This window comes from Propioniciclava sp. (assembly GCF_036744435.1).
In the GTDB taxonomy this organism is placed as follows: domain Bacteria; phylum Actinomycetota; class Actinomycetes; order Propionibacteriales; family Propionibacteriaceae; genus Propioniciclava.
Genome location: NZ_DAIOIA010000003.1, coordinates 26,287 through 48,436, shown reverse-complemented (window position 1 = coordinate 48,436; position 22,150 = coordinate 26,287). Strand labels below are relative to the sequence as shown.

Genomic DNA, 22,150 nt, shown 5'->3' with positions numbered 1-22,150 from the left:
CGTTCCCCACCCCCTCGTCCGCCGGACCCCTACTGGGCCTCGAACTCGCGGATGCGCGCCACCTTGGGTGCGCTGCGCGATCCGGCGTCGAACTCGTGGCCCAGGTACTCCCCCAGCAGCACCTTGGCGGTCTCCACCCCGAGCACCTGCGATCCCATCGAGATGAGATTCGCGTTGTTGCTGAGCGTGGCCCGCTGGGCCTGGTACACGTCGGTGACGCAGGCGCAGTACGCGCCGCGCACCTTGTTGGCGGCAATCGAGACCCCGATGCCCGTGCCGCACACCAGCACGCCACGGTCGGCGTGCCCGTCGACGACGTACTCGGCGACCTGGACGGCCACGTTGGCGTAGATCGGGTCCTCGGAGGGAAAGTCGACGACCTCGTGGCCGAGGGCTTTCGCCTCCTCGATGAGGGCGTCCTTCATCTCATAGGCGTTCGGGTCGCAGCCGAAAGCGAGCTTCATCGCAGATCCTCCAGATCCGGGGTCGAGTGGGTCAGGGTCCTCACGCGCCGACGCGTTCGCGGTGGTCGAGCTGCATCTGGGAGTACAGGGCGGCCACGCGGGTGGCCTCGATCATGCTTTCGCCCTGCGCGATGCCCTTGCCGGCGATGTCGAAGGCGGTGCCGTGGTCGACGGAGCTGCGCATGAAGGGCAACCCCAGCGTGATCGTGACGGCGTTGGGGAAGTCGTAGGTCTTGCAGGCGATGTGGCCCTGGTCGTGGTACAGCGACGGGATGCAGTCGTAGTGCCCGTCCAGGTTGAAGGCGAAGATCGCGTCGGCCGAGTCGGGGCCGTGCGCGTTGATGCCCTGGGCCTGCGCGTCGCGGACGGCCGGGGCGATGTGCTCGATCTCCTCGGTGCCGAACATGCCGCCCTCACCGACGTGCGGGTTGAGCGCGGCGACGCCGATGGAGGGATTCTCGAACCCGATGCCGCGCAGTTCGGCGTCGATGGTGGTGAGGTAGTCGAGGATCCGCTCGCGCGTCACCAGGTCGCAGGCCTGCCGCAGCGACACGTGCCGCGACAGGAAGAACACCCGCAGCTTGTGGACGTTGAACATGGTCAGCGCGTGGTCGGACTCGGTGAGCGCCTGGTAGATCTCCGTGTGGCCGATGTGCGGCACCTCGGCCAGCGCCAGCGCCGCCTTGTTGATCGGGGCCGTGGAGACCGCGTCGATCCGGCCCTGCTTGCCGAGTTCGATCGACTTCACCAGGTAGGAGTAGGCCCGCAGCGCGGCGTCCTTTTGGATGGTGCCGAACTCGATCACGGCGTCGTTGGCGACGTCGGTCTGCAGCAGGTCGATGGTGCCGTGCTGGAACAGCGCCTCCTCCGGCTCGCTGATCAGGTTGATGTTCAGGTCGGTGACCCCGCGCAGCTTCGCGGCGATCTCCAGGCTGTCGCGGTGGCCGATCAGGAACGGGTTGCAGATGTCGTAGATCTGCTCGCTCTGCATCGTCTCCAAAACGATCTCGGGGCCGATCCCCGCGGGGTCGCCCATCGTGACCGCCATGATCGGCTTGCGGGTGTTCTTAGACATGAGAGAGGTACCTTTCGTCGAAGAGTCGGTTGACGGACAACACGGCGATGTCGGCGGTTCCGGTGAGCCCGCCCTTGCAGACCACGGGGACGCCGTCGAACGGCCCGCCCACGATGGTCGCCTGATCGATCTGGGGCTGGACGTAGTCCACGAGCTTCAGCCCCTGGGCGCCCAGCGCCTGGCAGGAGGCGACCATGATGTCGCCGCCGGTGAGATACATCCCGGCCAGGCGTCCGACGCCGATCGCGTCGGCCACCCGCCGGGCCAGGGTGCCCAGCCGCACCTTGAGCAGGTTGGACACGTCGGCGGCGGGACGACCGCTGGCGTCCTCCAGGGCGTGCGCGTCCGTCTTGACGCCGCTGACGACCGAATCCAGCGTCAGCACGGCGACCCGGGCTCCCGCGGCGGCGCCCGCGCGTGCGGCCTCCACGACCCGGACCATCTCCGCCTGGACGATGGCCGCGTCCTGGTTGGTGAGGGCGAGGACGTCCGCGGCGAGTTCCAGGGAGCCCTCCTGCTGCAGCAGCAAAGAGATCTGGTCGTGGGTGACCCCCGACGCGCTGCCCGCGACGACCAGCACCGTGCCGAGGTCGTCCGCGGAGGGCTCGCTGCGCAGCGTCCGCTCCCGGGTGGGGCGGCGCTCGATCACCCCGGACGCCACCGCCACAGCGACGGTGAACGGCCCCGGATCAACGGTGACGACCTCCCATCCGAGCCCGACGACGGCCTGAGCGATGGTGTCGATGTCGTCCAGGCTGACGGCGTCCACGAGGAACGCCGCGTTGCCGGCGGCCCGCAGCTCGGTCAGCCGGGCGGCGACCTGGTCGGCGCCACCGACCACGTCGGTCAGGTCGACGTGCGCGACCGGGACCGAGAACTGGCTGCGGAACAACGTCGGCAGGTGCGATTCGGTCACCGGGGTGCGGATGTCGCGGGCCACATCGGTGCGGGACAGCAGCACCGAGTTGATCAGCGAGTAGCCGCCCGCCACCACCCGGTTGGACTGCGGCATCGCCGGGACGATGACCGCCACGGCATCGTCCCCGACGGCGGTCATCATCCCTTCGGTCTCGGCGCCGATGCAGCCGCGGCAGGTGGTGTCGATCCGCTTGCTGAAGTGCTGGGCACCCAGATCCCGCAGAACCCCTGAGGCGGTGTGGACGCGCCCGAAGGCGACCTCCGGTGGCATCGGCCGCGAGTCCGTGCTGACGATGATGACCTCATCGTCGGGGTTCGCGACCTCGGCGAGCTGGTGGTGGTCCAGGATGACGGTGGGCTGCACCCCGATGCGGGCCAGCAGCGCACCGACGGTGGTCGCACCGGTCAGGTCGTCGGCGACAACTGCATTGTCGAAGCAACCCCCGCGCCGCGGCATCACCCACAGGGGGTGGCCTGACGGACGGGGCGCCACGGAGCCGCCCGGCACCCGCGCCCACCGCCCGGGCAAGCGCCCCCGACACCCGCGCCCACCGCCCGGGCAAGCGCCCCCGACACCTCAGGCCACGGCCGATAGCGCCGCCAGCAGGGCCGCGCAGGAGGGGACCCGGGCGATGCCCGGAAGCGCGACCGCCTCGATGGTGCGCGCCCCCAGCCCGGGAACGTCCACGGCCGTGACGCCGGGGTGCGCGTGGGCGTCCAGCGAGGATGCGGGCAGGGCCGCAACGGCCAGCCCCTGGGCGACGAGGGCTTGGACGACGACGTAGTCGTCGGTGGTGTGATGGATGCGCGGGGTGAACCCGGCCGACGCGCAGATCCGCAGCAGGTGGGCGCGGCAGCGGGGGCACCCCGCCGCCCACACGGCCTCCCGCAGATCCCGCAGATCGTGAACGGCATCCGGCCCCGCGGCGTCGCCGCGGGCGGGCACCACGAGCCGGACGGCCTCGACCGCGAGCGGGACGCCGACCAGCCCGGGCGCGGCGTCCTCGTGCTCGTAGCGGAACGTGAGCGCGAGGTCCGCGGTACCGGCACGCAGCGCCTCGATCGCCTCGGGAGGCTCCGCCTCGCTGAGTTCGACCGCGACGCCCGGGTGGCTGTGCTCCAGTGCGGCGAGCGCGCGCGGCACCACCGTGGCCAGCGCGGACGGGAACGCGACCAGCCGGACCCGGCCCGCGCCGGCGAGGGTGAAGTCGACCATCTCCGACTCGGCTGCGGCCAGGAGGGCCGCCACCTCGTCGGCCCGCCTCAGCAGCGTCTGACCGGCGTCGGTGAGCGTGACGCCCTGGGTGGTGCGGCGGAACACCGGCGTGCCGATCTCGCGTTCGAGCCGGGACATGTGCTGGCTCACCGCGGGCTGGGTCCAGCCGAGTTCCCGCGCTCCCGCGGAGAACGAGCCTGCCCGGGCGATCACCCGGAACAACAGCAGCCGACGTGCGTCCATGCCATAAGTGTTGCTTATGCCCGGGTGAGTTTCTCGGTCTTCCGGCATCTGAGGAGCACGACCAGGATCGTTCCCGAGCGACGCAGAGGAGAAGAACGCCATGCAGACCATCGGCATCATCGGCGGAATGAGCTGGTACTCGACGATCAACTACTACCGGATCATCAACGCCCGGGTTCAGGAGGTGCTGGGCGGCCACCACAGCGCCCGCATCCTGATTGACTCGCTCGACTTCGACGCCGTGCGCGCCTGCCAGCTCGCCGAGGACTGGGAGGCTGCGGGGGCCATGCTGGCGGCGTCCGGACGGCGGCTGCAGGACGCGGGGGCCGACACCGTGCTGATCGGCACCAACCTGATGCACAAGGTCGCTCCGGCCGTGACGGCCGCACTGGACGTCCCGCTGCTGCACATCGCCGACGCCGTCGGCGCGGCCGCGCGGCGCAACGGCTACGACCGGCTCGCCGTGCTGGGCACCAAGTGGGTGATGGGCGAGAGCTTCTACGCCGACCGGCTGGCCGGGTTCGGCATCACGGCCCTCACCCCGGACCCGGAACGGCACGACGCGCTCGACGCGATCATCTTCGACGAGCTCACCCAGGGTGTCGTCACCGACGCCAGCCGCGCGATGTTCGTCGCCGAGATCGAGAAGCTGGCCGCCCGGGGGGCCCAAGCCGTCGTCTTGGCCTGCACGGAGATCGAACTCCTCATCTCCCCGTCCGACTCGCCGTTGCCCGTCCTGGACTCCATGGCCACGCACGCCCTGGCGGCCGCGGAGGTCTGCCTGGAGCCCGTCAGCGCCTGACGGGCGCCGCGCCAACTCACAGGTCGCGGCGCCGGTACCAGCGGATCGACAGCGCACCCGAGCCGACCAGCGCGGCCGCGGTGGCGAGCACCAGCGCCGGGAGTCCCCAGCCCGGCAGACCGGACTGCGTGGCGACCGAGAACTGCAGGATCGAGGCGCCGCCCATGACGACGCAGAACATGGCCAAGGCGAGCACCAACAGGATGAAGCGCGCCTTGGTGTAGCCGCTTCGGAAGCACACCGGCGCCTGGATGGCGATCATCCATCCGACGCCGCACCAGACCCCGAGGGCGGCCTCGGGCAGCCCCGCCCAGGCGTCGGCCCCCGCGCGCCAGGCGGCCAGCGGGTAGGCCAGGACGCCGAGCAGCGTGCTCACCAGTGCCGCGGTCAGGAGCGTCGCATAACGACCGATCACCACCTGGGCCCGCGTGAGGCGCACCAGCCCATACAGCGTGTCGAGGCCGGAGCGCTCGTCCAGGGAGAACAGGTACGAACTGACCAGCATCGTGACGATGACCGCCGCGATCGACAGCGTGGCGGTGGGGTACCCGGCACTGCCCAGTTGCCCGACCGCCACGCCGAGCACGGCCGCCCCGATCAGGGGGAGCGTGTAGGGACGCACCGAGCGGGCGTCCAGCGCCATGAAACCGAGGGTGTTCACAGGTCGATTCCTTCCACGGGGACGGCGAGGGCTTTGGCGACGTCGTCGACGTCGGCCGCCTCGACGAGCACGCTCGGCGGCAGGCCTGCGGTCTGGTCCGCCGCCACGAGGGCGGTGAAGTTGGTGGCCGTGCGGCGTACGCCGATCAGGACGTCGGGCAGGCGATCCAGCTCCTCGCGCACGCCCCTCACCGCGAAGAAGTCCTCGGTGAGCTGGTCCATGGGCCGGTCGAGCACGACCTGCCCTTGCCGCAGGGCCACGACCTGATCGGCCAGCCCTGGCAGGTCGGAGGGGATGTGGGTGGAGAACAGCACCGAGCGCTCGGGGTCCACCATGAACTCCCGGATGACCTGGAGCACCTGCTCGCGGGCCAGCGGGTCGAGACCGCTGGTCGGCTCGTCGAGGACCAGCAACTGTGGACACGCGGCCAACGCGACGGTGAGCTTGAGCTTGCTCGCCTCCCCACGCGAGAGCTCCTTGATCCGGCCGCTCCAGGGGAGCTCGAAGCGCTCCACGAGCTGGCGCGCCAGCGCGTCGTCCCAGGCTTCCGCGGTGGTGCGCAGCGCGCGCAGGGCCTCCCCGACCCGCCAATCGGGCACGAAGTAGGAGGTGTCCAGCACCGCGCGGACGCCCGCAGGCAGGGTTTGCGGATCGGCCCCGAGGATCGTGACGTCGCCGCCGGCGGGCGCGATGAGGCCCAGCAGGATCTTGATCAACGTGGTCTTGCCGGAGCCGTTGGCCCCGAGCAGCGCCGTGACGTAGCCGTACGGCAGCGTGAGATCCACGGGGCCGAGCCGGAAGCGACCTCGGTCTTTGACAAGGCCGCGCAGTTGCGCGGCGACGGGCGTGGTCATGGGTGTGGTTGCTCCTCGTCCCAGAGGCGGGACAGTCGTTGAGTCAGATCGTCGATCGGGCGGTCCCCCAGCCGTGCAGCGATGATGGCCGCGCGCAGGGACTGGTCGATGCGGTCGTCGAGGTGAGCGCGGACCCGGTGCGGGTCGACGTCGAGCACCACGGTGCCGCGGCCCTGTCGTGCGCCGATGATCCCTTCGGCCACCAGGTCGTTGTAGGCGCGGGTGACGGTGATCAGGCTCACCTGCAGGTCGCGGGCGAGTTCGCGTTGGGAGGGAAGCGGCTGACCGGGAGTCAGGGCGCCGCCGTAGACGGCGCTGCGGACCTGATCCTTGATCTGCTCGTACATCGGGGTTCCCGATGTGGTGGACAAGACGATGTGCACATACTGAATATATTGCATATATACAGTTGGGTCAACGCTGCTGCTCCTGAGTCAGGTCCGCTCCGCGACGCCCCCGCCCGCTCGCAACCCCGCCACGGCTAGGGTGCCGCCATGACCACCCCCGCCAGGCCCGCAGCCCCCGCGATCCGCCGGGTGGTCCGCTGGAACGTCGCCGCCGTGGCCGCCCTGCACGTGGCTGCGCTGACACTGTTCCTCGGCGGTCACCTCCTGGGCACCGCCGGACTGGCGATGATCGCGTTCGCCTACAGCCGGGGGCTGCTCCACGCCCTGGACGCCGACCACCTGGCGATGATCGACGGTTCCACGCGCAAACTGCTCGGCGAGCAGCGTAATCCGGCCGGGGTCGGGCTAGCGTTCTCCCTGGGCCACTCGACGGTGGTGCTGGCCGCCGGCGTCGCCGTGGTGCTCGGCGCCGCCTGGGTGAGGGAGGCGATCGACCCGGACACCCAGCTCGCGACCGTCCTGGGCAGCATCGGTGCGGGAGTCTCCGCGGCCTACCTGCTCGCCGTCGCCGCCGCCAACACCCCGCTGCTGGTGGCGGCCGTGCGCGGTGCGGACGCGGTGGGGCACACCCACGCGCTGGCCCCGACCGGCTGGTGGGGCCGCCTGCTCATGACGCCGCTGTCGCGGGTGCGCCACGCGGGGCACGTGTACGCCTTCGGACTGCTGTTCGGGCTCGGTTTCGACACCGCGTCCACAATCTCCCTGCTCATGCTCACCGCGTCGGCCTCGCTCGCCGGGGTCCCCCCGGTCGCCTTGCTGTGCCTGCCGCTCGCGTTCGCCGCGGCGATGACCCTCGGCGACTCCATCAACGCTCACGTGATGCTGCGGGTCTACACCGCGGCCGAGACCTCGGCCCGGCGACGGCTCAACATCGCGCTGCTGATCGTCTCCATCACTTCGGCCGTGCTCGTGGCGGGCGCGACGCTCACCGGGCTGGTCGGCGCCTGGACCGGGATCGCCGTGCCCGAGTTCGACACCACCTGGTTCGGGTGGGGTCTCGCCGCCCTGGCCGCGCTCGGCGCCCTGTGGCTGGGCTGGCTCCGGTTCCTCGCCCGGCGCGCCGGGCCCCACCCTCCCCTCAAGCGATAGAGTGAGGATTGCCCTGCTCGGCACACCCCCGCCCTGAAGGAAACCCCGATGCCACGCCTTCGCCTGCTCGGCAGCCTGCTGCTCGCCGCGCTCCTCCCCCTCACCCTGACCGGCTGCGCCACCGTCTACGACCCGGATGCGGTCACGCCTGCCCGCTGGGTACGCGAGCCCAGTTACTCGGCGGCCGTCGTGGACGCCGTCGGCGCCGACGAGGCTGCCGCGGCCTGGCGGTTCGCCGTCGACTTCGCCCTCGCCCACCAGTTCCAGGAAGACCTGATGGACCCGGCGCACCCGCCGACCGCCGACCAGCTCGCCCGAACGGTGCTCGATGACCTCAGCGAGACCGCCAAGCCGTACTGGACGGAGCAAGCCGCCCTCGCCGTCCAGGGCGACTCGACGGCCCGAGGCAACCTCAACGTGCTGCAATTCAGCGGCTGGAGCCCCCGCGCCCAGGTCACCAAACCGGGCCGGGACACGATGCTGCGGACCCAGGCCATCGAACGCGGGGCCGTCGACTATGACGCCACGACCGAGGAGATCACCGTCCGGTTCAGCTACCGGGCCATCGTGCAGATGTCCGCCCAGGGACGCCCCGTGCGGCTCCACGCGAAGAACCGGCCCACCTACTGGCTCGCCCGCCAGCCTGCTGGCGGCCACCTGATCGACAGCTACCAGGGATCCCTCGTCATCGACGAGGTGTGACCGGGCCCGACACGACCCGTACCCTCACCTCGACCCCGGGCGCGACCGCGACGGCGGCCACCACTCCCGGCGGCGACCATCGGCCCAGCCCGAACACCGCCAGGGGCCGGAACCCGGGGACCCGGACGAGGCGACGACCACCCTCGAACGTCGACATGGGGACGCTCAGCCCGACCCCGTGCGCCTTAAGCACGGCCTCCTTCCGCGTCCAGTCGCGGTAGAGCCGTCCCGACCAGTCGGGCACCCCCCGTGCCCGGACGCGCTCCGCAGGAGTCCAGACCCACTCGGCCAGGGCCTCCAGTCCGGACCGCCCGAACCGGCGTTCGACGTCGACGCCGACGGGGCCGCCGGCCAGCGCGACCGCCCCCCAGCCGTCCGTGTACGACAAGGAGACCGAGGGCGCCCCCGGCCACGGCAGCACGGGCCTGCCATGATCGGTCCCCCCGCAGACCCCGCACCGGCGCCCCAGCTCCCAGCCGGGAGCGACGAACGAGGGTGCCAGGACGGCATCCAGGAGGCGACGCCCCCGCAGGGAGCCGCGCACCAGCCAGACATCGCAGCGCGGCGCCCTCACCCGCGCGCCGGAGCGGGTGGTTCGGACGGCAGCCAGCGCTTGACCGTCGAGGTGAAGACCCCCAGGACCATCTCCAGCGGCCCCCTGGAGAACCACAGCCGCCACAACCCCGCCGCCACCAGCAGGATCGCGAACTGCACCAGCAGCGACAGCCAGGAGGCGTCGGCCAGGACCGGAACCTGCAGCATGAGGAGGTGCCCCACGTACGCGCTCAGCGGCATCGACCCGAGGGTGGTGAGCGGGCGCAGCGGACGGGCGACCACGCGCCCGACGATGAGGCAGGCGCCAAGCACGCCGCAGGCGATGCCCAGGGTGAACAGCAGATCGAGCGGGGTGCCGGTGTGGGGCGCCAGGACCGCATTCCACCACCGGGTCGTCGTCGGCAAGGTGCCGTCCGCCCCCCACACCAGGATGTCGGTGTAGGCCTCCAGGGACATGCTCCGCGACGCCACGGCGGCGAGTTGCGTGCGACCACCGACCACGTCGAGAAGCAGCCAGCCCGCCAGGGAGGCGAACGCGGCGAGGGCCGCCCCCAACGCGAGGAGCGAGGCGGCGACGTGGCGGCGTCCGATGGCGGTGCGGCCGATCCCCAGCCCGACGCAGGCGTACGCGAACCAGGTCAACGCCGGGAAGGTGCCGGTGAGCATCACGGTGACCAGGCTCCCGGCGGGGTCCGCGGCGAGATCCACCAGGGTGAGGTTCGGGTTCGACGCCAGCGCCGCGGAACCTGGCAGCTCCCAGGTTCGCCGGATGACGTGGCTGACCAGCGGCGCACCGACGGCGGCCAGCAGGCCCAGGACCAGGTCGAACCGTGCGCTCGCCCGCAGGATCGGGACGAGCATGACGAACAGCACCGCATAGGTGGGCAGGATGATGCTGGCCTGGTCCGCGTCCACGAGGAACCCCAGCAGCAACCCGAGCGTCCCGATGAACAGGGTCCGCACCACGAGGTTGAGGGCCGCGCCGGTCCAGGCGCGGCCGCTCGGGGGGTGGTTGCGTCCGGTGGTCAGGCCCACCCCGACACCGGCCAGGACGGCGAACAGCGCCGCCGAGTTCCCCGAGGCGACGATCCACGCCAGGGGGCGCATCCCGTCGTCCGACACGAGGGGCGTCAGATGCACCGTCATCATGCCCAGCACCGCTAGCGCGCGTGCCAGGTCGAGCCCGGCGACCCGGATGCGGGTCGCGCGGGGTGGGGGCGAGGGCGATGACTCGGCGGCGCACGCGTGCGTGAGGGTGCCGCCCTGAGCGGGGACGTCCGGCGGGAGGCTCGGCGCCGGGGGGAGGTCCGCCGACCGGGCCCGCTGCGGCACGGCCGTCATTGCGGACCGCCGACGCTCGCCGCCTCCCCGGGTGGCGGTGGCGCCGTGGTGTCCGGACGCGCGGGAATGCCGATCCAGCGCGTCCCTGGGGGGATGTACTCGCCCTTCATCACCAGCGACAACGGCGCCAATTCCGCATGGGAGCCCAGGGTCGCACCGTAGAGGACGATGCCGCGGACGCCCATCGAGCTGCCTTCCTCCAGCCGCACCCGGCCCATCTTCATCACCCGATCCTCGAACAGGTGCGTTTGGAGGGAGACATGGGCCCCGACGGCGACATCGTCGCCGAGGTGGACCAGGTCGAACTCGGTGAGGTAGGTGGTGTCCAGGAGGACGCGCCGGCCGACGGTGACGCCGAACAGGCGCAGCATCGGCGCGAGCATCGGGGTCCCGGTCAGGGTCTGGAGCAGCACGGGGACGGCGGTCGCCTCGTAGATGCCGGTCATGAACTCGGTGCGCCGCACGAATCCGCTCCACAGCGCCTCCACGCGTGGCCGGTACTGCCCCAGCAGCAGCCACTTCATGGCGGCCACCACCAGCACCGTGAGGACCGAGAAGCCGAGCGCGACGAGGGGGGTGGCGGCGACGGTCAGCCAGGCGGGGCTCTCCGCCGCCAGGAACGACACCACCATCAGCGTGCCGAAGGTCGACAGCCCCAGCAGCGTTCCGGGCAGCGTGATCCGGACGAACTCCACGATGTAGCGCAGCACGACCTTCCAGCGCGGCGGCGCGAACGTGGTCGACTCGTCGAACTCCTCATAGATCTCCCGTTTCGGCAGGAAGATCGCCGGGGATCCGAGCCACGAGGTCCCGGCCGGCATACCGGCTGTGGGCGGGATCGACATGACACCGATCAGGGAGTCGTCGCCCATGGAACTGCCGCAGGGGACGAAGGCCGCGTTGCCGACGAATGCACGGTCGCCCACCGAGGTCGGCCGGAAGGCGACGTGGCCGTTGGCGTAGATGGCGGCGCCGACCGAGCCCATGTCGGCGACGAAGGACCCCTCCCCCAGGCTCAGCAGGTCGGGGTCGATGTTGGCGATGGTCGCGATCTCGGTGTTGCGGCCGATGTGGGCGCCGAGCCGTCGCAACCAGTGAGGGGTATAGAGCGTCCCGAACAGCGAGTTGGTGAGTTCGAGGTTGACGCCGAGCAACTGGTCGGAGAACCACTTCTCCACGCCGAGCGTCGAGCGCAGGTGGTGGATGCCGATGGGCGTCTTCTCCAGGGCGAACCGCCGCATGATCAAGATGAGGGTGCACACCGTCGCGACGAACAGGGGCCCGGTGGCCACGGTGGCCCACAGCGCGGCCATGTGGTCGAACGACATCAGCATCGTCCACACCAGCACGACGGCCGGGACGAGGGCGCCCATGGGCAACAGTTCCAAGGCGGCGATGCTCAGCAGGAACCGCTGCCGCTGGGGGCCGCCCCACGTGGTGGGCGCGCGCGGGCAGGTGAGCATCTCACCGACCACCGGGTCGGCCTCCCGGGCGCCACGGGCCGCGGGTGACCCGTCCCACCATTCGCGGGCCGGCACGCGGACTCCCTGGGGCAGCAACGACTGGTCGCCCAGGACGCCGTGCGCCCCGACGCGAGCGCCGGGCGCGAGCACCGCGTTGGCGCCCACCATGGCGTGCCGGCCGACGACGATCCGGCCGATGTGCAGCCAGCCGCCGTGAATCTCGTAGCCAGCAAGGTGTGTGGCGTAGCCGACGGTCGCGTTGGCGTCGACGGTGATCAGGCTCGGCAGCGGGATCTCGGCGGTGCCCAGGTGCGCGCTCGCCGCTACCTCGGCGCCGCACCAGCGCAGGTAGGTGTTGGCGTAGGGCGACCCGGCGAGCCGCGGCATCGGAGACAGGGACATCGCCCGGGTCACGATCCACACGCGCAGGTGCATCAGGCCGTACAGCGGGTGGGCTCCCTCCTCGATGCGGCGCCCGAACAAGACGGCGGCCAGCGTCGGCAGCCCCCACCGGGAGACGAGGTAGGAGACGGGCACGCTGAGCATGAGTTCGACAAGCATCGCGATGCTCGGCTCGCCTTCGTTCAGCGCGTAGATGACGCCGATGGGAAGCATGGCGACGGCGACGAAGAGCACGATCCAGGCCAGCTGGCCCAGCCCGAACGCCACGATCCGGCCGGTGCTGGGGCGTGGCGGCCGCCGCGCCGCGACGGCTTCGGCGGTGTCGCCGCTCCCCCGGTCGGGTCCGCTCGACTCCAGGTGGGCGGCGAGCCGCCGGATGGTGGGGTGCTCGTAGAGTTCGGGAACGGCCAGGCCCGCCATCCCGAAGCGGCCGCTGCGACGCAGTGCCGAGACCAGCGTGGCGGCGACGAGTGAGTGCCCGCCCAGGTCGTCGAACAGGTTGGCGGTCACGGAGAGGGCATCGGGCGGCAGCCCCAGGGTGTCCGCCCACGCGGCCTGGAGGAAGGTCTCGATCTCGCCGTCGGCGGGAACGTACTCCCCGACGCTCACCAGCGGGTCGGTCGCCGGGCGCGGGAGGGCCTTGCGGTCGGCCTTCCCCGAGGGCATGAGCGGGATGGTGTCGATCACGTCGATGTAGTCGGGAACCATGTAGGGCGGCAGCTTGCCGCGGGCGTGATCGTGGAGGGCGTGCCGCAGCGCATCCACGTCGTCGACACGGCGGGCCAGCAGGACGAAGGCGGCGAGGCGTCCGCCGTTGCTCTCCTTGTCGATCAGGGTGACGACGGCGGCCTGAACGGCGTCGTTCTCCTGCAGGGAGGTCTCGATCTCGCCCAGGTCGACGCGGTGGCCGCGCACCTTGACCTCCGCGTCGGCGCGTCCCAGGTACTCCAGTTCACCGTCGGCGGTGAGCCGGACCAGGTCTCCGGTGCGGTACAACCGGTCGCCGTGCTCGTTGGTGATGAACTTGGCGGCGGTGAGTTCGGGCCGGTTGAGGTAGCCGATCGCGACGCCGACGCCGCCGATGGCCAGTTCCCCCATCGCCCCTGCGGGGACGGGGCGGCCGTCATCGTCCAGGAGCGCGGCGAAGTAGGTGGGCAGCGGGACGCCGATGGTGACCGGGCGCCCCGGCACGAGTTCGGCGTAGGTGCAGGAGGAGGTGCACTCGGTCGGGCCGTAGGTGTTCAGGATGCGCCGGTGGGGACCGCCCCAGCGTTCGACGAGCCCCTGCGGGCAGGCCTCCCCGCCGAGGTTGAGGGTGCGCAAGAGGGGCAGATCGCGGTCGACGGTCGCCAGGACGGTCGGGACGCCGTGGTAGAAGGTGACCCGGTTCTCCTCCAGGAAGTCGGCCAGCCCGCTGCCGACCTGCCGGCCGTCGACGGGGCCCGCGACCATCGTGGCGCCGACCCCCCAGGTGGGCCACAGTTCCTCCAGCGAGAAGTCGAAGGCGATCGTGAGGCCCTGATAGACGCGGTCGGTCGGCCGGACGTCGTAGATCTGGATGACGACGTCGACGAAGTTCGTGATGGCCGAGTGCGGCACGAGGACACCCTTGGGGCGGCCGGTCGAGCCGGACGTGTAGATCACGTAGGCCTCGGGATCACCGCCCCGGTCCACCTGGGGCCGCGACGGGGAGGCGAGGGCGATGTCGTCCGCTTCGGCGTCCACGACGACCAGCGGGACCCCCGATTCCCGCGCCACGTCCGCTTTCTCCGCAACGGTGACGAGGCACACCAGGGAAGCGTCGGAGGCGAAATACTCGACCCGATCAGCGGGTGCCGCCGGATCGATGGGAACGTACGCCGCTCCGGTCTTGACGACACCCAGGACGGCGACGTACATGTCACGCGAGCGAGGAATGTAGATTCCGACGCGGCGTCCGGGGCCGGCGCCGCGCCTCATCAGGTGATGCGCGAGGCGATTGGCTCGGGTTTCGAGATCCCCGTAAGTGTCCTCCTCTCCCGCACACACCAGCGCGATCAGGGCAGGATCGTGGTCGACCGATCGCTCGAAGAAGTCGATCAGCCGGTGGGGACGGTGCGAGGAGTCCACCTCATCACGGGGGAGGAGATATTCCTGGTGAACATGCAAAGACGCCGGGGTAAACGTGAGTGACATGGAGAAGAGAAACCTTCAATTGTGGGGGGGGGTGTTGCCTCCCGGCGGAGCGAATCCGTCATTCCGGTCAGGCATGGCGATGCTAGCAAGATCTCTCAGCTTTTTCCCAGGTGAACTGGACGATATCTACTCACCCGCCCGTTTCCCCTAGCCACTGACGCTGCCCTGGCTGGAGGCCCCGCGCGGCTGACCAGGTGAGCGGCTCCCGCAGCCCACAACCGCCGAGGACGGCGTGGGCGGGGGCGACGCTGCCGTGCGCGGCGCGCACGGCCCAGGACCAGCGGGCGAGCACGACCCCGTCCACCTTCGGGCCCGGAGGCCTCCGGCGCCTCCGCTCACCGGCCACACACACCCGAGACAAACGGCTGCAACCGCGTCCGGGCGAGCTGGCCAAGCCCCCTCAACACGCGTATATTTACCGCCAGAGCGGCGTTGAGCCGGAAAAATACCATTGAACTGGGAGTGAACGATGCGTTTCTTGTTCCTGAGCCTGCGGGCGGCGATGGTCGGGGGCATGGGTAAGCACATGGCTGAGATCGTGTTCCACGACCAGCCGCGCTGATCGACCCCGATCGCACGACACCGGCGCCGAGACCACCTGGGTCTCGGCGCTTTTTCGCGCCCCGCGGGCACCCGCGCCCGGCTGGCTCCCGGCCCACCCCTCCCCATACGCTGGTAGGTATGGTTGAGCCCTTTGATGCCGTCGACGTCATCCGGACCAAGCGAGAACGTCAGACCTTGTCCGACGATCAGATCGCCTGGGTGATCGACGCCTACACCCGCGGCGTGGTCGCCGACGAGCAGATGTCCGCCCTCGCGATGGCGATCTTCCTCAACGGAATGGGTCGCCCCGAGATCGAGCGCTGGACGCGCGCCATGATCGAGTCCGGGGAGCGGCTCGACTTCACATCACTGGGGGCGACCGCCGACAAGCACTCCACCGGCGGGGTGGGCGACAAGATCACACTGCCCCTGGTTCCGCTGGTGGCCGCCTTCGGCGTCCGCGTGCCGCAACTCTCGGGCCGTGGCCTGGGGCACACCGGTGGGACGCTGGACAAGATGGAGTCCATCCCCGGCTGGCGGGCCAACCTCTCCAACGAGGAGATGTTCACGATCCTGCGCGAGGTGGGCGGCGTCATCTGCGCGGCGGGCTCCGGCCTGGCCCCCGCCGACAAGAAGCTGTACGCCCTGCGGGACACCACCGCCACCGTCGACTGCATCCCCCTGATCGCCTCCTCCATCATGAGCAAGAAGATCACCGAGGGCACTGGGGCGTTGGTGCTCGACGTCAAGACCGGCGCGGGCGCCTTCATGAGCGACGAGTCCCGCGCGCGCGAACTGGCTCGCACCATGGTCGATCTCGGCACGGACGCCGGGCTGACCACCATCGCGTTGCTCACCGACATGTCGACTCCGCTCGGGCTGACCGTCGGCAATGCGCTGGAGGTCCGCGAGTCGGTCGAGGTGCTCGCCGGGGGCGGCCCCGCCGACGTGATCGAGTTGACCGTCGCGCTGGCCCGGGAGATGCTCACCGCGGCGGGCCGGCCGGACGCCGACGTCGAGGCCGCACTGGCCGACGGGCGCGCCATGGATGTATGGCGTCGCATGGTCTCCGCCCAGGGCGGGGATCCGGATGCGGCGCTGCCCACCGCGGCCGACACGCACGTGCTGCGCGCCGAACGCGACGGGGTCGTGGCCGCCATCGACGCCATGGACGTTGCGGTCGCCGCCTGGCGGCTCGGCGCTGGCCGGGCACGCAAGGAGGATCCGGTGGACGCCGCCGCTGGCATCGAGTTGCACGCGAAGCCGGGCGACGCCGTCCGCGCCGGTCAGCCCCTCCTGACCCTGCACACCTCCGAGCCCGCCCGGTTCGGGCGCGCCGAGGAGGTGCTCGCCGACGCGGTCACCCTCGCGGCCCCCGGTGAGACCGTCGCGGCACGTCCCCTGATCATCGACCGGATCGCCTGAGCGCACACCGGTCCGTCCGGGGCGGGAGTCAGCCAGCCCAGGGCGGGGCGGGCACCGTCAGCGTGCCGCCCGCCTCCGCGGCGGCCTGGATCGCGAAGCCAAGCCGGGCATCGGTCAGGGCCCGCTCCAGTGGGTACGGTTCCGGCCCCTCATCCGCGGCCCACGCCAGCGCGTCCCGCAGCAGCGTCGCGGTGGCGAGCGTGTCATCGGGCCAGTGGAGGCCCGGCCACGGGTTGCGCCACAGCACGCGGCCGTCGTGGCTGAGCGTCTCGGTGTCGTATCCGGACATGTCCAGGTCGTAGCCGCTTTGCCGGCGCTCGATGCGCGAGGTGAGGATCGTCTCCGGGCCGCCCCACCGGACCACCGTGTCGGCGTCCAGTTCGCCGAGCGTCCCGCGCACGGTGAGCCGGCGGAAGCGCAGCAGGTTCCGGGTGAGGTTGTCGGTGAAGTCGTACACCCCGCTGCGGCCGTCGCCGAAGTCGAGGACGGCGTGGGTGGTGGTCGCCGCTTCCGGCTCGGTCGCGCCCGTCCAGCCCGCCCGCGACAACGGCTGCAGGACGGGGGCAGTCACCGTCGTCGCCGTCACCCGGGTCGCACCATCGGGCCAGCCCAGATGGGCGCGCATCAGGGAGAGGGCGTGATACGTCTGCGTCGAACTGACCTGGACCTGAGTGGGCGTCCCGATCACTCCCGACGCCGTCAGCGCCAGGCGGGCGGCGTGTGACGGATAGCGCGGGTACTGCTCCGCGACCTGCACCAGTCCGGTCGCCCCCACGTGGCGCCACAGCGCCTCCAGCCCGCCGCTGTCGGGGGCTGGCGGTGTCTCCACGACGATGCCGATGCCGGCGTCGGCAGCCTCCCGGGCGATCGCGGGCGTCGCATCCCAGGACACCGACGCGACCGCCAGCCGGGCTCCGGTCGCCGCGATCGCCTCGGACAGGGAGCCGAAGGCGGGGACGGGCGTCTCGCGCGGGGAGCGCACCACGACGCCGACGCACTCGGCACCGATACCGCGCGCCGCCTCCCACCAGGCATGCGAGCGGTATCCCCAGCCGACGAGCACGAACGCAACCATGGCGTCCAACCTAATGGCGGACGCCTCGCACGTCGCCGGGTTGCCTCAGTCGAGGTCGTCCACGAACACCCCGATCATGTCCGCCACGGGCTCAGCGCCCTTGATGACCGCCTCGTGCCCCCGGCCGGGGATCTGGGCGAACGACGCCCCGGGGATCGACGCGGCGACCTGCCAGGTCCAGGGGGCGGGGCACACCCGGTCGTGCTCGCCCCGCAGCACCAGGGTCGGTGCGGCGATACGGGGCGTGACCCCTTCCAGGTGGTGGGCGAGCATGAACTGAAGCTTGCGGGCGAACCACGCCGGGCTGGTCTTCGCGTACTGCCACAGGCCGATCGCCAGGACGCGCGGCGACTCCCCGGCGAGGTCGCGGATCATGTGCCAGACCTGCCGCGACGCGGTGCGGGCTGCGGCGTCGACCGTCGGGGCGATGAGCACCAGCGCGCGCACGAGCTCGGGCCGCTGGACGGCCGCTTCGGCGACGATCTGGGTCCCCATCGAGTGGCCCACCCAGATCGCGCCGCCGGGGGCCTCCTGCGCCACCGCGTCCGCGACGACGGCGGCGGTCGTCTCCAGCGACATCGCGGTGCCGGGTTCGGGCGAGTCACCGAACCCGGGCAGGTCGAACGCCAGCACTCGTCCCCTCACGGCGAGGGCCGCGGCCAGGTCGTCGAACACGGCCCGGCCCATGCCGATGCCGTGGACGAGCACGAAGACCCGATCCCCGGGCCCGGCGGTCTCGGTCAGGGCCATCGTCACCGGGCCGACCGTGACGCTCCGCTCGCGACGCCAGGGCCCGGCCGCGCCGGGGAGGCTCACGCCAGCCTGCTGCGGGCCGCGGTGTACTCGGCCGCCAGACGATCCACCAGCGTCGCCACGGTGGGGACGTCGGCGATCGCCGCGACGCCCTGGCCCGCGGACCAGACGTCCCGCCACGCCATCGCCCCGCCCTCGCCCGGGCGCGTCAGATGGGTGAGGTCGACGCCACCCGGGTCGGCGTCGGGGTCGATGCCCGCGGCCTCCAGGCTGGCGCGCAGGAAGCTCGCGGGAACCGAGCTCACCGCCGGGGTGTACACGATGTCAGTGGCGTCGGCCGCCACCAGCATCTCGCGGTATCCGGACGCGGCATCCGCCTCCGCGGTGGCGAGGAACCGCGTCCCGAGGTAGGCCAGGTCCGCACCCATGGCCTGAGCGGCGAGCACGTCGGAGCCGGTCGACAACCCGCCCGCGAGCAGCAGCAGCCCGTCGAACCACGGCCGGACGCTCGCCACCAGCGCGAACGGGTTCACGGTCCCGGCGTGTCCGCCCGCCCCCGCCGCGACCAGGATCAGCCCGTCGACTCCCGCCTCGGCGGCCTTGCGGGCGTGCCGCGGCGTGGTGACGTCGTGCAGCACCAGGCCGCCGTAGGAGTGCACGGCGTCCACCACCTCTCGGGCGGCCCCCAGGGAGGTGATGACGACCGGCACCTCGTGCGCGACGACGACCTCTAGGTCGGCCCGCAGCCGGGGATTGGAGGAGTGGACGATGAGGTTGACGCCGAAGGGCGCGTCCCCGGGCTCCAGATCCGCCTCCAGGGCGTCCAGCCACGACTCGAAGGCCGTGGTGGTGCGCTGGTTGAGCGCCGGGAAGGTGCCCAGCACACCGGCGCGGCAGCAGGCGGACACCAGCCCCGGGCCCGAGACCAGGAACATGGGGGCGGCCACGACCGGTACGCGCAGGCGCGCCAGGAGAGTTGCGGCGTCCACGATCAGCCTTGCGGCAGGACGACGGCCCGCGCGTCACCGGTCGCCGTCCAAGCCTGCACGACCGCCGCGAGGGGAAAGGTGCACACCGGGGCGACGATGCTGCCGTCGGCCAGCCGCGCCATGAAGCCCGGCATCAGCGCGGCCCGGCGCTCCAAGGAGACCGAACCGCCGCCCGACCCGTGGATCGTGTAAGGGCGGCTGCGCAACAAGGATGCGGGCACGCGCGCCGTTTCCCCGGCCGCACCCCCGATCTCGACGTGCACGGTCCCCCCGGACGCCTCCGCGAGAGAGCGGCGCTGCATGGCGGTGAACATCGCCTCGGCCACCGGGCCCCACACGAAGTCGAGAACCAGGGTCGGCGTCGCCTCCCCGAGGGCGGCCCGTAGCGCATCCGCGTCGTCGCCGGCCTCTCCGCCGAGCGCGACCACCTCGGCCCCGGCGTCGGCCGCGCGCGCCAGCCGGCCCGCGTCGCGTCCGACCGCGAGTACCCGGGAGGCCCCGAGAACGAAGGCGCTCTGAACGGCGAGGATGCCGGCGACGCCGGTGGCGCCCAGGACGACGACGAGCCCCAGGTCCCCGACGTCGGCCCGGCGCTCCTGCAGCGCCATCCACGACGGCATTCCCGGGTTGATCGCCGCGGCGACGACGGCGGGATCGGCGCCGGCGGGGAGCGGAAGCTGGCTCCCCGCGGGGATGACGACCTGCTCGGCAAGGGTGCCGGGGCCGTGGAAGCCGCCGATGTAGGACAGGACGCCGTCGACGCGGGCCACCGCATCGACCCCGGGCGTCATGGGCCAGTCCCCCGAGGCGCCGTAGTGCCGGTTGCCCGCGACCGCGCGCACGAGGGGATGGACGCCCACCGCGACGACGTCGGCGAGGACCTGGCCGGGGCCCGCGACCGGGCCGGGAACCTCGACCAGGACCGGTTCCGCTCCGGCCTGCCGTACCTGTGCCTGCTTCATGCTGTCTCCTTCGCTCCCTTCCACCGTGTCCCCGCGCGCCCGCCTCCGCAAGGGCGGGGATCGAACCGGTCCGGGGTTCGCGCCACCCACTACCGTGGGGTCACCATCCAACGACGCCGGGGAGGGCTCCATGGAGATCACCGTGATCGGGACGAGCGAGTACGCACTGCCGCCGGAGCGCGGCACCGTCGATCTGCATTTGCTCGCCGAGGACTCCGACCCTCGCCGGGCCGCCAGCCACGTGCAGGCCGAGTCGGCACGGATCGACGCTGAACTCCGGGGCCTGGCCGCGCAGGAGGGCACTCCCGTCACCTGGTTCAGCGTCGGACCGCTCACGACGTCGTCGTGGCAGCCGACCACCCCGAAGGGCACCCTCGGCGACCGGCGATACCGGGCCTCGGCGACGATCCGGGCCACGTTCGCCGACTTCTCGGCGCTTGCCGAACGGGTCGCCGCCTGGGGCGCCTCCGAGGTGACGAACGTGCAGCAGGTCCGCTGGACGCTCACGGATGCCTCCCGGTTGCGCGTGGAGGCCTCGGCGCTCGGCAAGGCCGTCGCTGATGCCCGGCAGCGCGCCGCGGCCATCGCCAAGGCGTGCGGCCTGACGACCGTGACGGTGGTGGAGGTCGCCGATCCGGGGTTGCTGTCGGTCGGCGGCGGTTCCGGTCCCGGGCCCGGCGCCCCGATGGCGGCGCTGGCACGCGGGAAGGCGGCGGAGACCACCGAACTCACCCCCGAGGACGTCACCGGCGGGGCTACGGTCCATGCACGCTTCCAAGCCTCCTGAGCAGGGGGAACCCGACGTATGATGAGGCATGGATGAGCTGACCGGTGTCGAGGTGATCGACAACCCCGAGCGTCGCCGCTTCGAGGCGCGCAAGGGCCGCAAGGTGCTGGGGTGGGCGTCCTATGAGCAGACCAGCGAGCTGATCGTGTTCACCCACACCCGCGTCGATCGTCGCTGGGAGGGCCTGGGGCTGGGCGGCAGGCTGGTGCGCGAGACCCTCGACTACGTCCGCAGCCAGGGCATGCATGTGCTGTCCACGTGCCCGTTCGTCACCGACTGGATCAACCGGCACCCCGACTACCAAGACTTGGTCTATCGCCCCGAGACCCGCGCCAGCTGATCCACCGAACGCCTGTGCCGCGTGGGGCCGACCCGGGGGCGGCCTCAGCGCGAGCCCTGCGGCAGAGTCACCCGGCGGCGCGTGGCCGGGCGGGATGGCGGCGGGACCATCGGCCCGATGTCTCCGTCGGGGGCGTCGTCCAGGTCGACGATGACGGGCGCGTGATCGCTGGGGAGTTTGCCCTTGCGGGCCTGGCGGTCGACCCACGCCGCCCGGACGCGCGCCGCGACCGAGTCGGAGGCGAGGACGAGGTCGATCCGCATGCCCAGGTCCTGATGGAACATGCCCGCCCGGTAGTCCCAGTAGCTGAACACGCGCTGCTCGGGCCAGCGCTCCCGCACCACGTCCGTCAGCCCGAACGCCGCCAGCCGTCGCCGCTCCGGCACGGTCACGTGCGTGTGCCCGGAGAAGGCGCCGGGGTCGAACACATCGGCGTCGGCGGGGGCGATGTTCATGTCGCCGCACAGCGCCAGCTCCGGCTCGCCGACCGTGGCCGCAGCCAGGGCATCCAGCCAGGCAAGCTTGTAGGCGTAATGATCCGAGTCGACCTCGCGCCCGTTGGGGACATACAGGCTCCAAACGCGGACGCCGCCACAGGTGGCCGCGACGGCCCGGGCCTCCGCGCGTCCGTCGTAGTCGGGCTGGCCGGGGAAGCCACGCTCCACGGCGTCCAATCCGACCCGCGACAGCACGGCCACCCCGTTCCATTGCCCCTGACCGTGGTGGGCGAACGCATAGCCGCGCTCGGCCAGCGGCTCGGCGAGCAGCTCCTCGAAGGCGGCGTCGGTCAGCTTCGTCTCCTGCAGGCACACCACGTCGGGGTGGCGTTCCTCCAGCCACGGCAGCAGCCGCGGGATCCGCTGCTTGACGGAGTTCACGTTCCAGGTGGCGATCCTCACCCGCCGAAGG

21 protein-coding genes are annotated in these 22,150 nt (G+C 71.7%); 6 read left to right on the top strand and 15 right to left on the bottom strand.

The features are described from left to right. Positions 1–29: 29 nt before the first annotated feature. The 4 genes from V7E09_RS00970 to V7E09_RS00955 all read right to left on the bottom strand — a co-directional run bounded on the left by V7E09_RS00970 (position 30) and on the right by V7E09_RS00955 (position 3,916). Positions 30–464, bottom strand: a complete 435-nt coding sequence (locus tag V7E09_RS00970; protein ID WP_324511504.1) for an RpiB/LacA/LacB family sugar-phosphate isomerase — start codon at positions 462–464, stop codon at positions 30–32. Positions 465–504: 40 nt separating this feature from the next. Next, positions 505–1,539, bottom strand: coding sequence for a 4-hydroxythreonine-4-phosphate dehydrogenase PdxA (gene pdxA, locus V7E09_RS00965; RefSeq protein WP_324511503.1), 1,035 nt, complete (start codon positions 1,537–1,539; stop codon positions 505–507). Next, complete coding sequence (locus tag V7E09_RS00960; protein WP_324511502.1) at positions 1,532–2,914, bottom strand: four-carbon acid sugar kinase family protein; 1,383 nt, start codon at positions 2,912–2,914, stop codon at positions 1,532–1,534. Before V7E09_RS00960 ends, pdxA begins: the two co-directional genes overlap by 8 nt. 120 nt (positions 2,915–3,034) lie before the next feature. After that, positions 3,035–3,916, bottom strand: a complete 882-nt coding sequence (locus V7E09_RS00955) for a LysR substrate-binding domain-containing protein (protein ID WP_324511501.1) — start codon at positions 3,914–3,916, stop codon at positions 3,035–3,037. Positions 3,917–4,016: 100 nt separating this feature from the next. Between V7E09_RS00955 and V7E09_RS00950 the strand changes: the two genes are divergently transcribed. Further along, on the top strand, positions 4,017–4,718 hold the full coding sequence (locus V7E09_RS00950) for an aspartate/glutamate racemase family protein (protein WP_324511500.1): 702 nt from the start codon (positions 4,017–4,019) through the stop codon (positions 4,716–4,718). 16 nt (positions 4,719–4,734) lie between these two features. On the opposite strand, the gene V7E09_RS00945 is transcribed toward V7E09_RS00950, so the two are convergent. The 3 genes from V7E09_RS00945 to V7E09_RS00935 are packed head-to-tail and all read right to left on the bottom strand — an operon-like array spanning position 4,735 to position 6,634. Then, entirely contained in the window at positions 4,735–5,379 is a 645-nt protein-coding gene (locus V7E09_RS00945) for an ABC-2 transporter permease (protein WP_324511499.1), read from the bottom strand. Beyond that, positions 5,376–6,233, bottom strand: a complete 858-nt coding sequence (locus V7E09_RS00940) for an ABC transporter ATP-binding protein (protein WP_324511498.1) — start codon at positions 6,231–6,233, stop codon at positions 5,376–5,378. Before V7E09_RS00940 ends, V7E09_RS00945 begins: the two co-directional genes overlap by 4 nt. After that, entirely contained in the window at positions 6,230–6,634 is a 405-nt protein-coding gene (locus tag V7E09_RS00935) for a GntR family transcriptional regulator (protein WP_324511497.1), read from the bottom strand. Before V7E09_RS00935 ends, V7E09_RS00940 begins: the two co-directional genes overlap by 4 nt. Positions 6,635–6,727: 93 nt before the next feature. On the opposite strand from V7E09_RS00935, the gene V7E09_RS00930 reads away from it, so the two are divergent. Together V7E09_RS00930 and V7E09_RS00925 are read left to right on the top strand one after the other, a co-directional pair. Continuing rightward, on the top strand, positions 6,728–7,729 hold the full coding sequence (locus V7E09_RS00930) for a HoxN/HupN/NixA family nickel/cobalt transporter (RefSeq protein ID WP_324511496.1): 1,002 nt from the start codon (positions 6,728–6,730) through the stop codon (positions 7,727–7,729). A gap of 48 nt (positions 7,730–7,777) precedes the next feature. Then, the gene (locus V7E09_RS00925) at positions 7,778–8,431 is read left to right on the top strand and encodes a hypothetical protein (RefSeq protein WP_324511495.1); all 654 of its coding nucleotides are present in this window, start codon (positions 7,778–7,780) and stop codon (positions 8,429–8,431) included. Here the strand turns inward: V7E09_RS00925 and V7E09_RS00920 are convergent. Genes V7E09_RS00920 through V7E09_RS00910 form a run of 3 tightly spaced genes read right to left on the bottom strand, consistent with a single transcriptional unit; the run spans position 8,415 to position 14,367 of the window. After that, the gene (locus V7E09_RS00920; protein ID WP_324511494.1) at positions 8,415–8,975 is read right to left on the bottom strand and encodes a 4'-phosphopantetheinyl transferase family protein; all 561 of its coding nucleotides are present in this window, start codon (positions 8,973–8,975) and stop codon (positions 8,415–8,417) included. The genes V7E09_RS00925 and V7E09_RS00920 overlap by 17 nt on opposite strands. Positions 8,976–9,001: 26 nt before the next feature. After that, entirely contained in the window at positions 9,002–10,318 is a 1,317-nt protein-coding gene (locus V7E09_RS00915; protein WP_324522915.1) for a hypothetical protein, read from the bottom strand. A 5-nt stretch (positions 10,319–10,323) separates the two neighbouring features. After that, positions 10,324–14,367 carry a Pls/PosA family non-ribosomal peptide synthetase gene (locus V7E09_RS00910; protein ID WP_324511492.1) on the bottom strand — a complete coding sequence of 1,348 codons (4,044 nt, stop codon included), beginning with the start codon at positions 14,365–14,367 and terminating at the stop codon, positions 10,324–10,326. A gap of 681 nt (positions 14,368–15,048) precedes the next feature. Between V7E09_RS00910 and V7E09_RS00905 the strand changes: the two genes are divergently transcribed. Then, entirely contained in the window at positions 15,049–16,335 is a 1,287-nt protein-coding gene (locus V7E09_RS00905) for a thymidine phosphorylase (RefSeq protein WP_324522914.1), read from the top strand. A 28-nt stretch (positions 16,336–16,363) separates the two neighbouring features. On the opposite strand, the gene V7E09_RS00900 is transcribed toward V7E09_RS00905, so the two are convergent. Genes V7E09_RS00900 through V7E09_RS00885 form a run of 4 tightly spaced genes read right to left on the bottom strand, consistent with a single transcriptional unit; the run spans position 16,364 to position 20,114 of the window. Beyond that, positions 16,364–17,410, bottom strand: a complete 1,047-nt coding sequence (locus tag V7E09_RS00900; RefSeq protein WP_324511490.1) for a hypothetical protein — start codon at positions 17,408–17,410, stop codon at positions 16,364–16,366. Positions 17,411–17,455: 45 nt separating this feature from the next. Then, on the bottom strand, positions 17,456–18,226 hold the full coding sequence (locus V7E09_RS00895) for an alpha/beta fold hydrolase (RefSeq protein WP_324511489.1): 771 nt from the start codon (positions 18,224–18,226) through the stop codon (positions 17,456–17,458). Beyond that, positions 18,223–19,152 (bottom strand): NAD(P)H-dependent flavin oxidoreductase, encoded by a 930-nt coding sequence (locus V7E09_RS00890; RefSeq protein WP_324511488.1) that lies wholly within the window; start codon positions 19,150–19,152, stop codon positions 18,223–18,225. The genes V7E09_RS00895 and V7E09_RS00890 overlap by 4 nt, the downstream gene beginning before the upstream one ends. A 2-nt stretch (positions 19,153–19,154) precedes the next feature. Continuing rightward, complete coding sequence (locus V7E09_RS00885; RefSeq protein WP_324511487.1) at positions 19,155–20,114, bottom strand: zinc-binding alcohol dehydrogenase family protein; 960 nt, start codon at positions 20,112–20,114, stop codon at positions 19,155–19,157. Between the two features lie 130 nt (positions 20,115–20,244). On the opposite strand from V7E09_RS00885, the gene V7E09_RS00880 reads away from it, so the two are divergent. Together V7E09_RS00880 and V7E09_RS00875 are read left to right on the top strand one after the other, a co-directional pair. Then, positions 20,245–20,901: an SIMPL domain-containing protein gene (locus tag V7E09_RS00880; RefSeq protein ID WP_324511486.1), complete on the top strand. Its 657-nt coding sequence runs from the start codon at positions 20,245–20,247 to the stop codon at positions 20,899–20,901. A 28-nt stretch (positions 20,902–20,929) separates the two neighbouring features. Further along, a complete protein-coding gene (locus tag V7E09_RS00875; RefSeq protein ID WP_324511485.1) occupies positions 20,930–21,241 on the top strand; it encodes a GNAT family N-acetyltransferase in 312 nt (103 codons plus the stop codon). A gap of 44 nt (positions 21,242–21,285) precedes the next feature. On the opposite strand, the gene V7E09_RS00870 is transcribed toward V7E09_RS00875, so the two are convergent. Beyond that, a partial coding sequence (locus tag V7E09_RS00870; protein ID WP_324522913.1) for an exodeoxyribonuclease III occupies positions 21,286–22,150 on the bottom strand: 865 nt, incomplete at its 5' end.

Coding starts and splice junctions, on each gene's coding strand:
- V7E09_RS00885 (WP_324511487.1), bottom strand. CDS start 20,114: ATGAAGCAGGCACAGGTACGGCAGGCCGGAGCGGAACCGGTCCTGGTC.
- V7E09_RS00960 (WP_324511502.1), bottom strand. CDS start 2,914: ATGCCGCGGCGCGGGGGTTGCTTCGACAATGCAGTTGTCGCCGACGAC.
- V7E09_RS00880 (WP_324511486.1), top strand. CDS start 20,245: ATGGAGATCACCGTGATCGGGACGAGCGAGTACGCACTGCCGCCGGAG.
- V7E09_RS00940 (WP_324511498.1), bottom strand. CDS start 6,233: ATGACCACGCCCGTCGCCGCGCAACTGCGCGGCCTTGTCAAAGACCGA.
- V7E09_RS00910 (WP_324511492.1), bottom strand. CDS start 14,367: ATGTCACTCACGTTTACCCCGGCGTCTTTGCATGTTCACCAGGAATAT.
- V7E09_RS00925 (WP_324511495.1), top strand. CDS start 7,778: ATGCCACGCCTTCGCCTGCTCGGCAGCCTGCTGCTCGCCGCGCTCCTC.
- V7E09_RS00875 (WP_324511485.1), top strand. CDS start 20,930: ATGGATGAGCTGACCGGTGTCGAGGTGATCGACAACCCCGAGCGTCGC.
- V7E09_RS00900 (WP_324511490.1), bottom strand. CDS start 17,410: ATGGTTGCGTTCGTGCTCGTCGGCTGGGGATACCGCTCGCATGCCTGG.
- V7E09_RS00950 (WP_324511500.1), top strand. CDS start 4,017: ATGCAGACCATCGGCATCATCGGCGGAATGAGCTGGTACTCGACGATC.
- V7E09_RS00930 (WP_324511496.1), top strand. CDS start 6,728: ATGACCACCCCCGCCAGGCCCGCAGCCCCCGCGATCCGCCGGGTGGTC.
- V7E09_RS00935 (WP_324511497.1), bottom strand. CDS start 6,634: ATGCAATATATTCAGTATGTGCACATCGTCTTGTCCACCACATCGGGA.
- V7E09_RS00905 (WP_324522914.1), top strand. CDS start 15,049: ATGGTTGAGCCCTTTGATGCCGTCGACGTCATCCGGACCAAGCGAGAA.
- V7E09_RS00955 (WP_324511501.1), bottom strand. CDS start 3,916: ATGGACGCACGTCGGCTGCTGTTGTTCCGGGTGATCGCCCGGGCAGGC.
- pdxA (WP_324511503.1), bottom strand. CDS start 1,539: ATGTCTAAGAACACCCGCAAGCCGATCATGGCGGTCACGATGGGCGAC.
- V7E09_RS00970 (WP_324511504.1), bottom strand. CDS start 464: ATGAAGCTCGCTTTCGGCTGCGACCCGAACGCCTATGAGATGAAGGAC.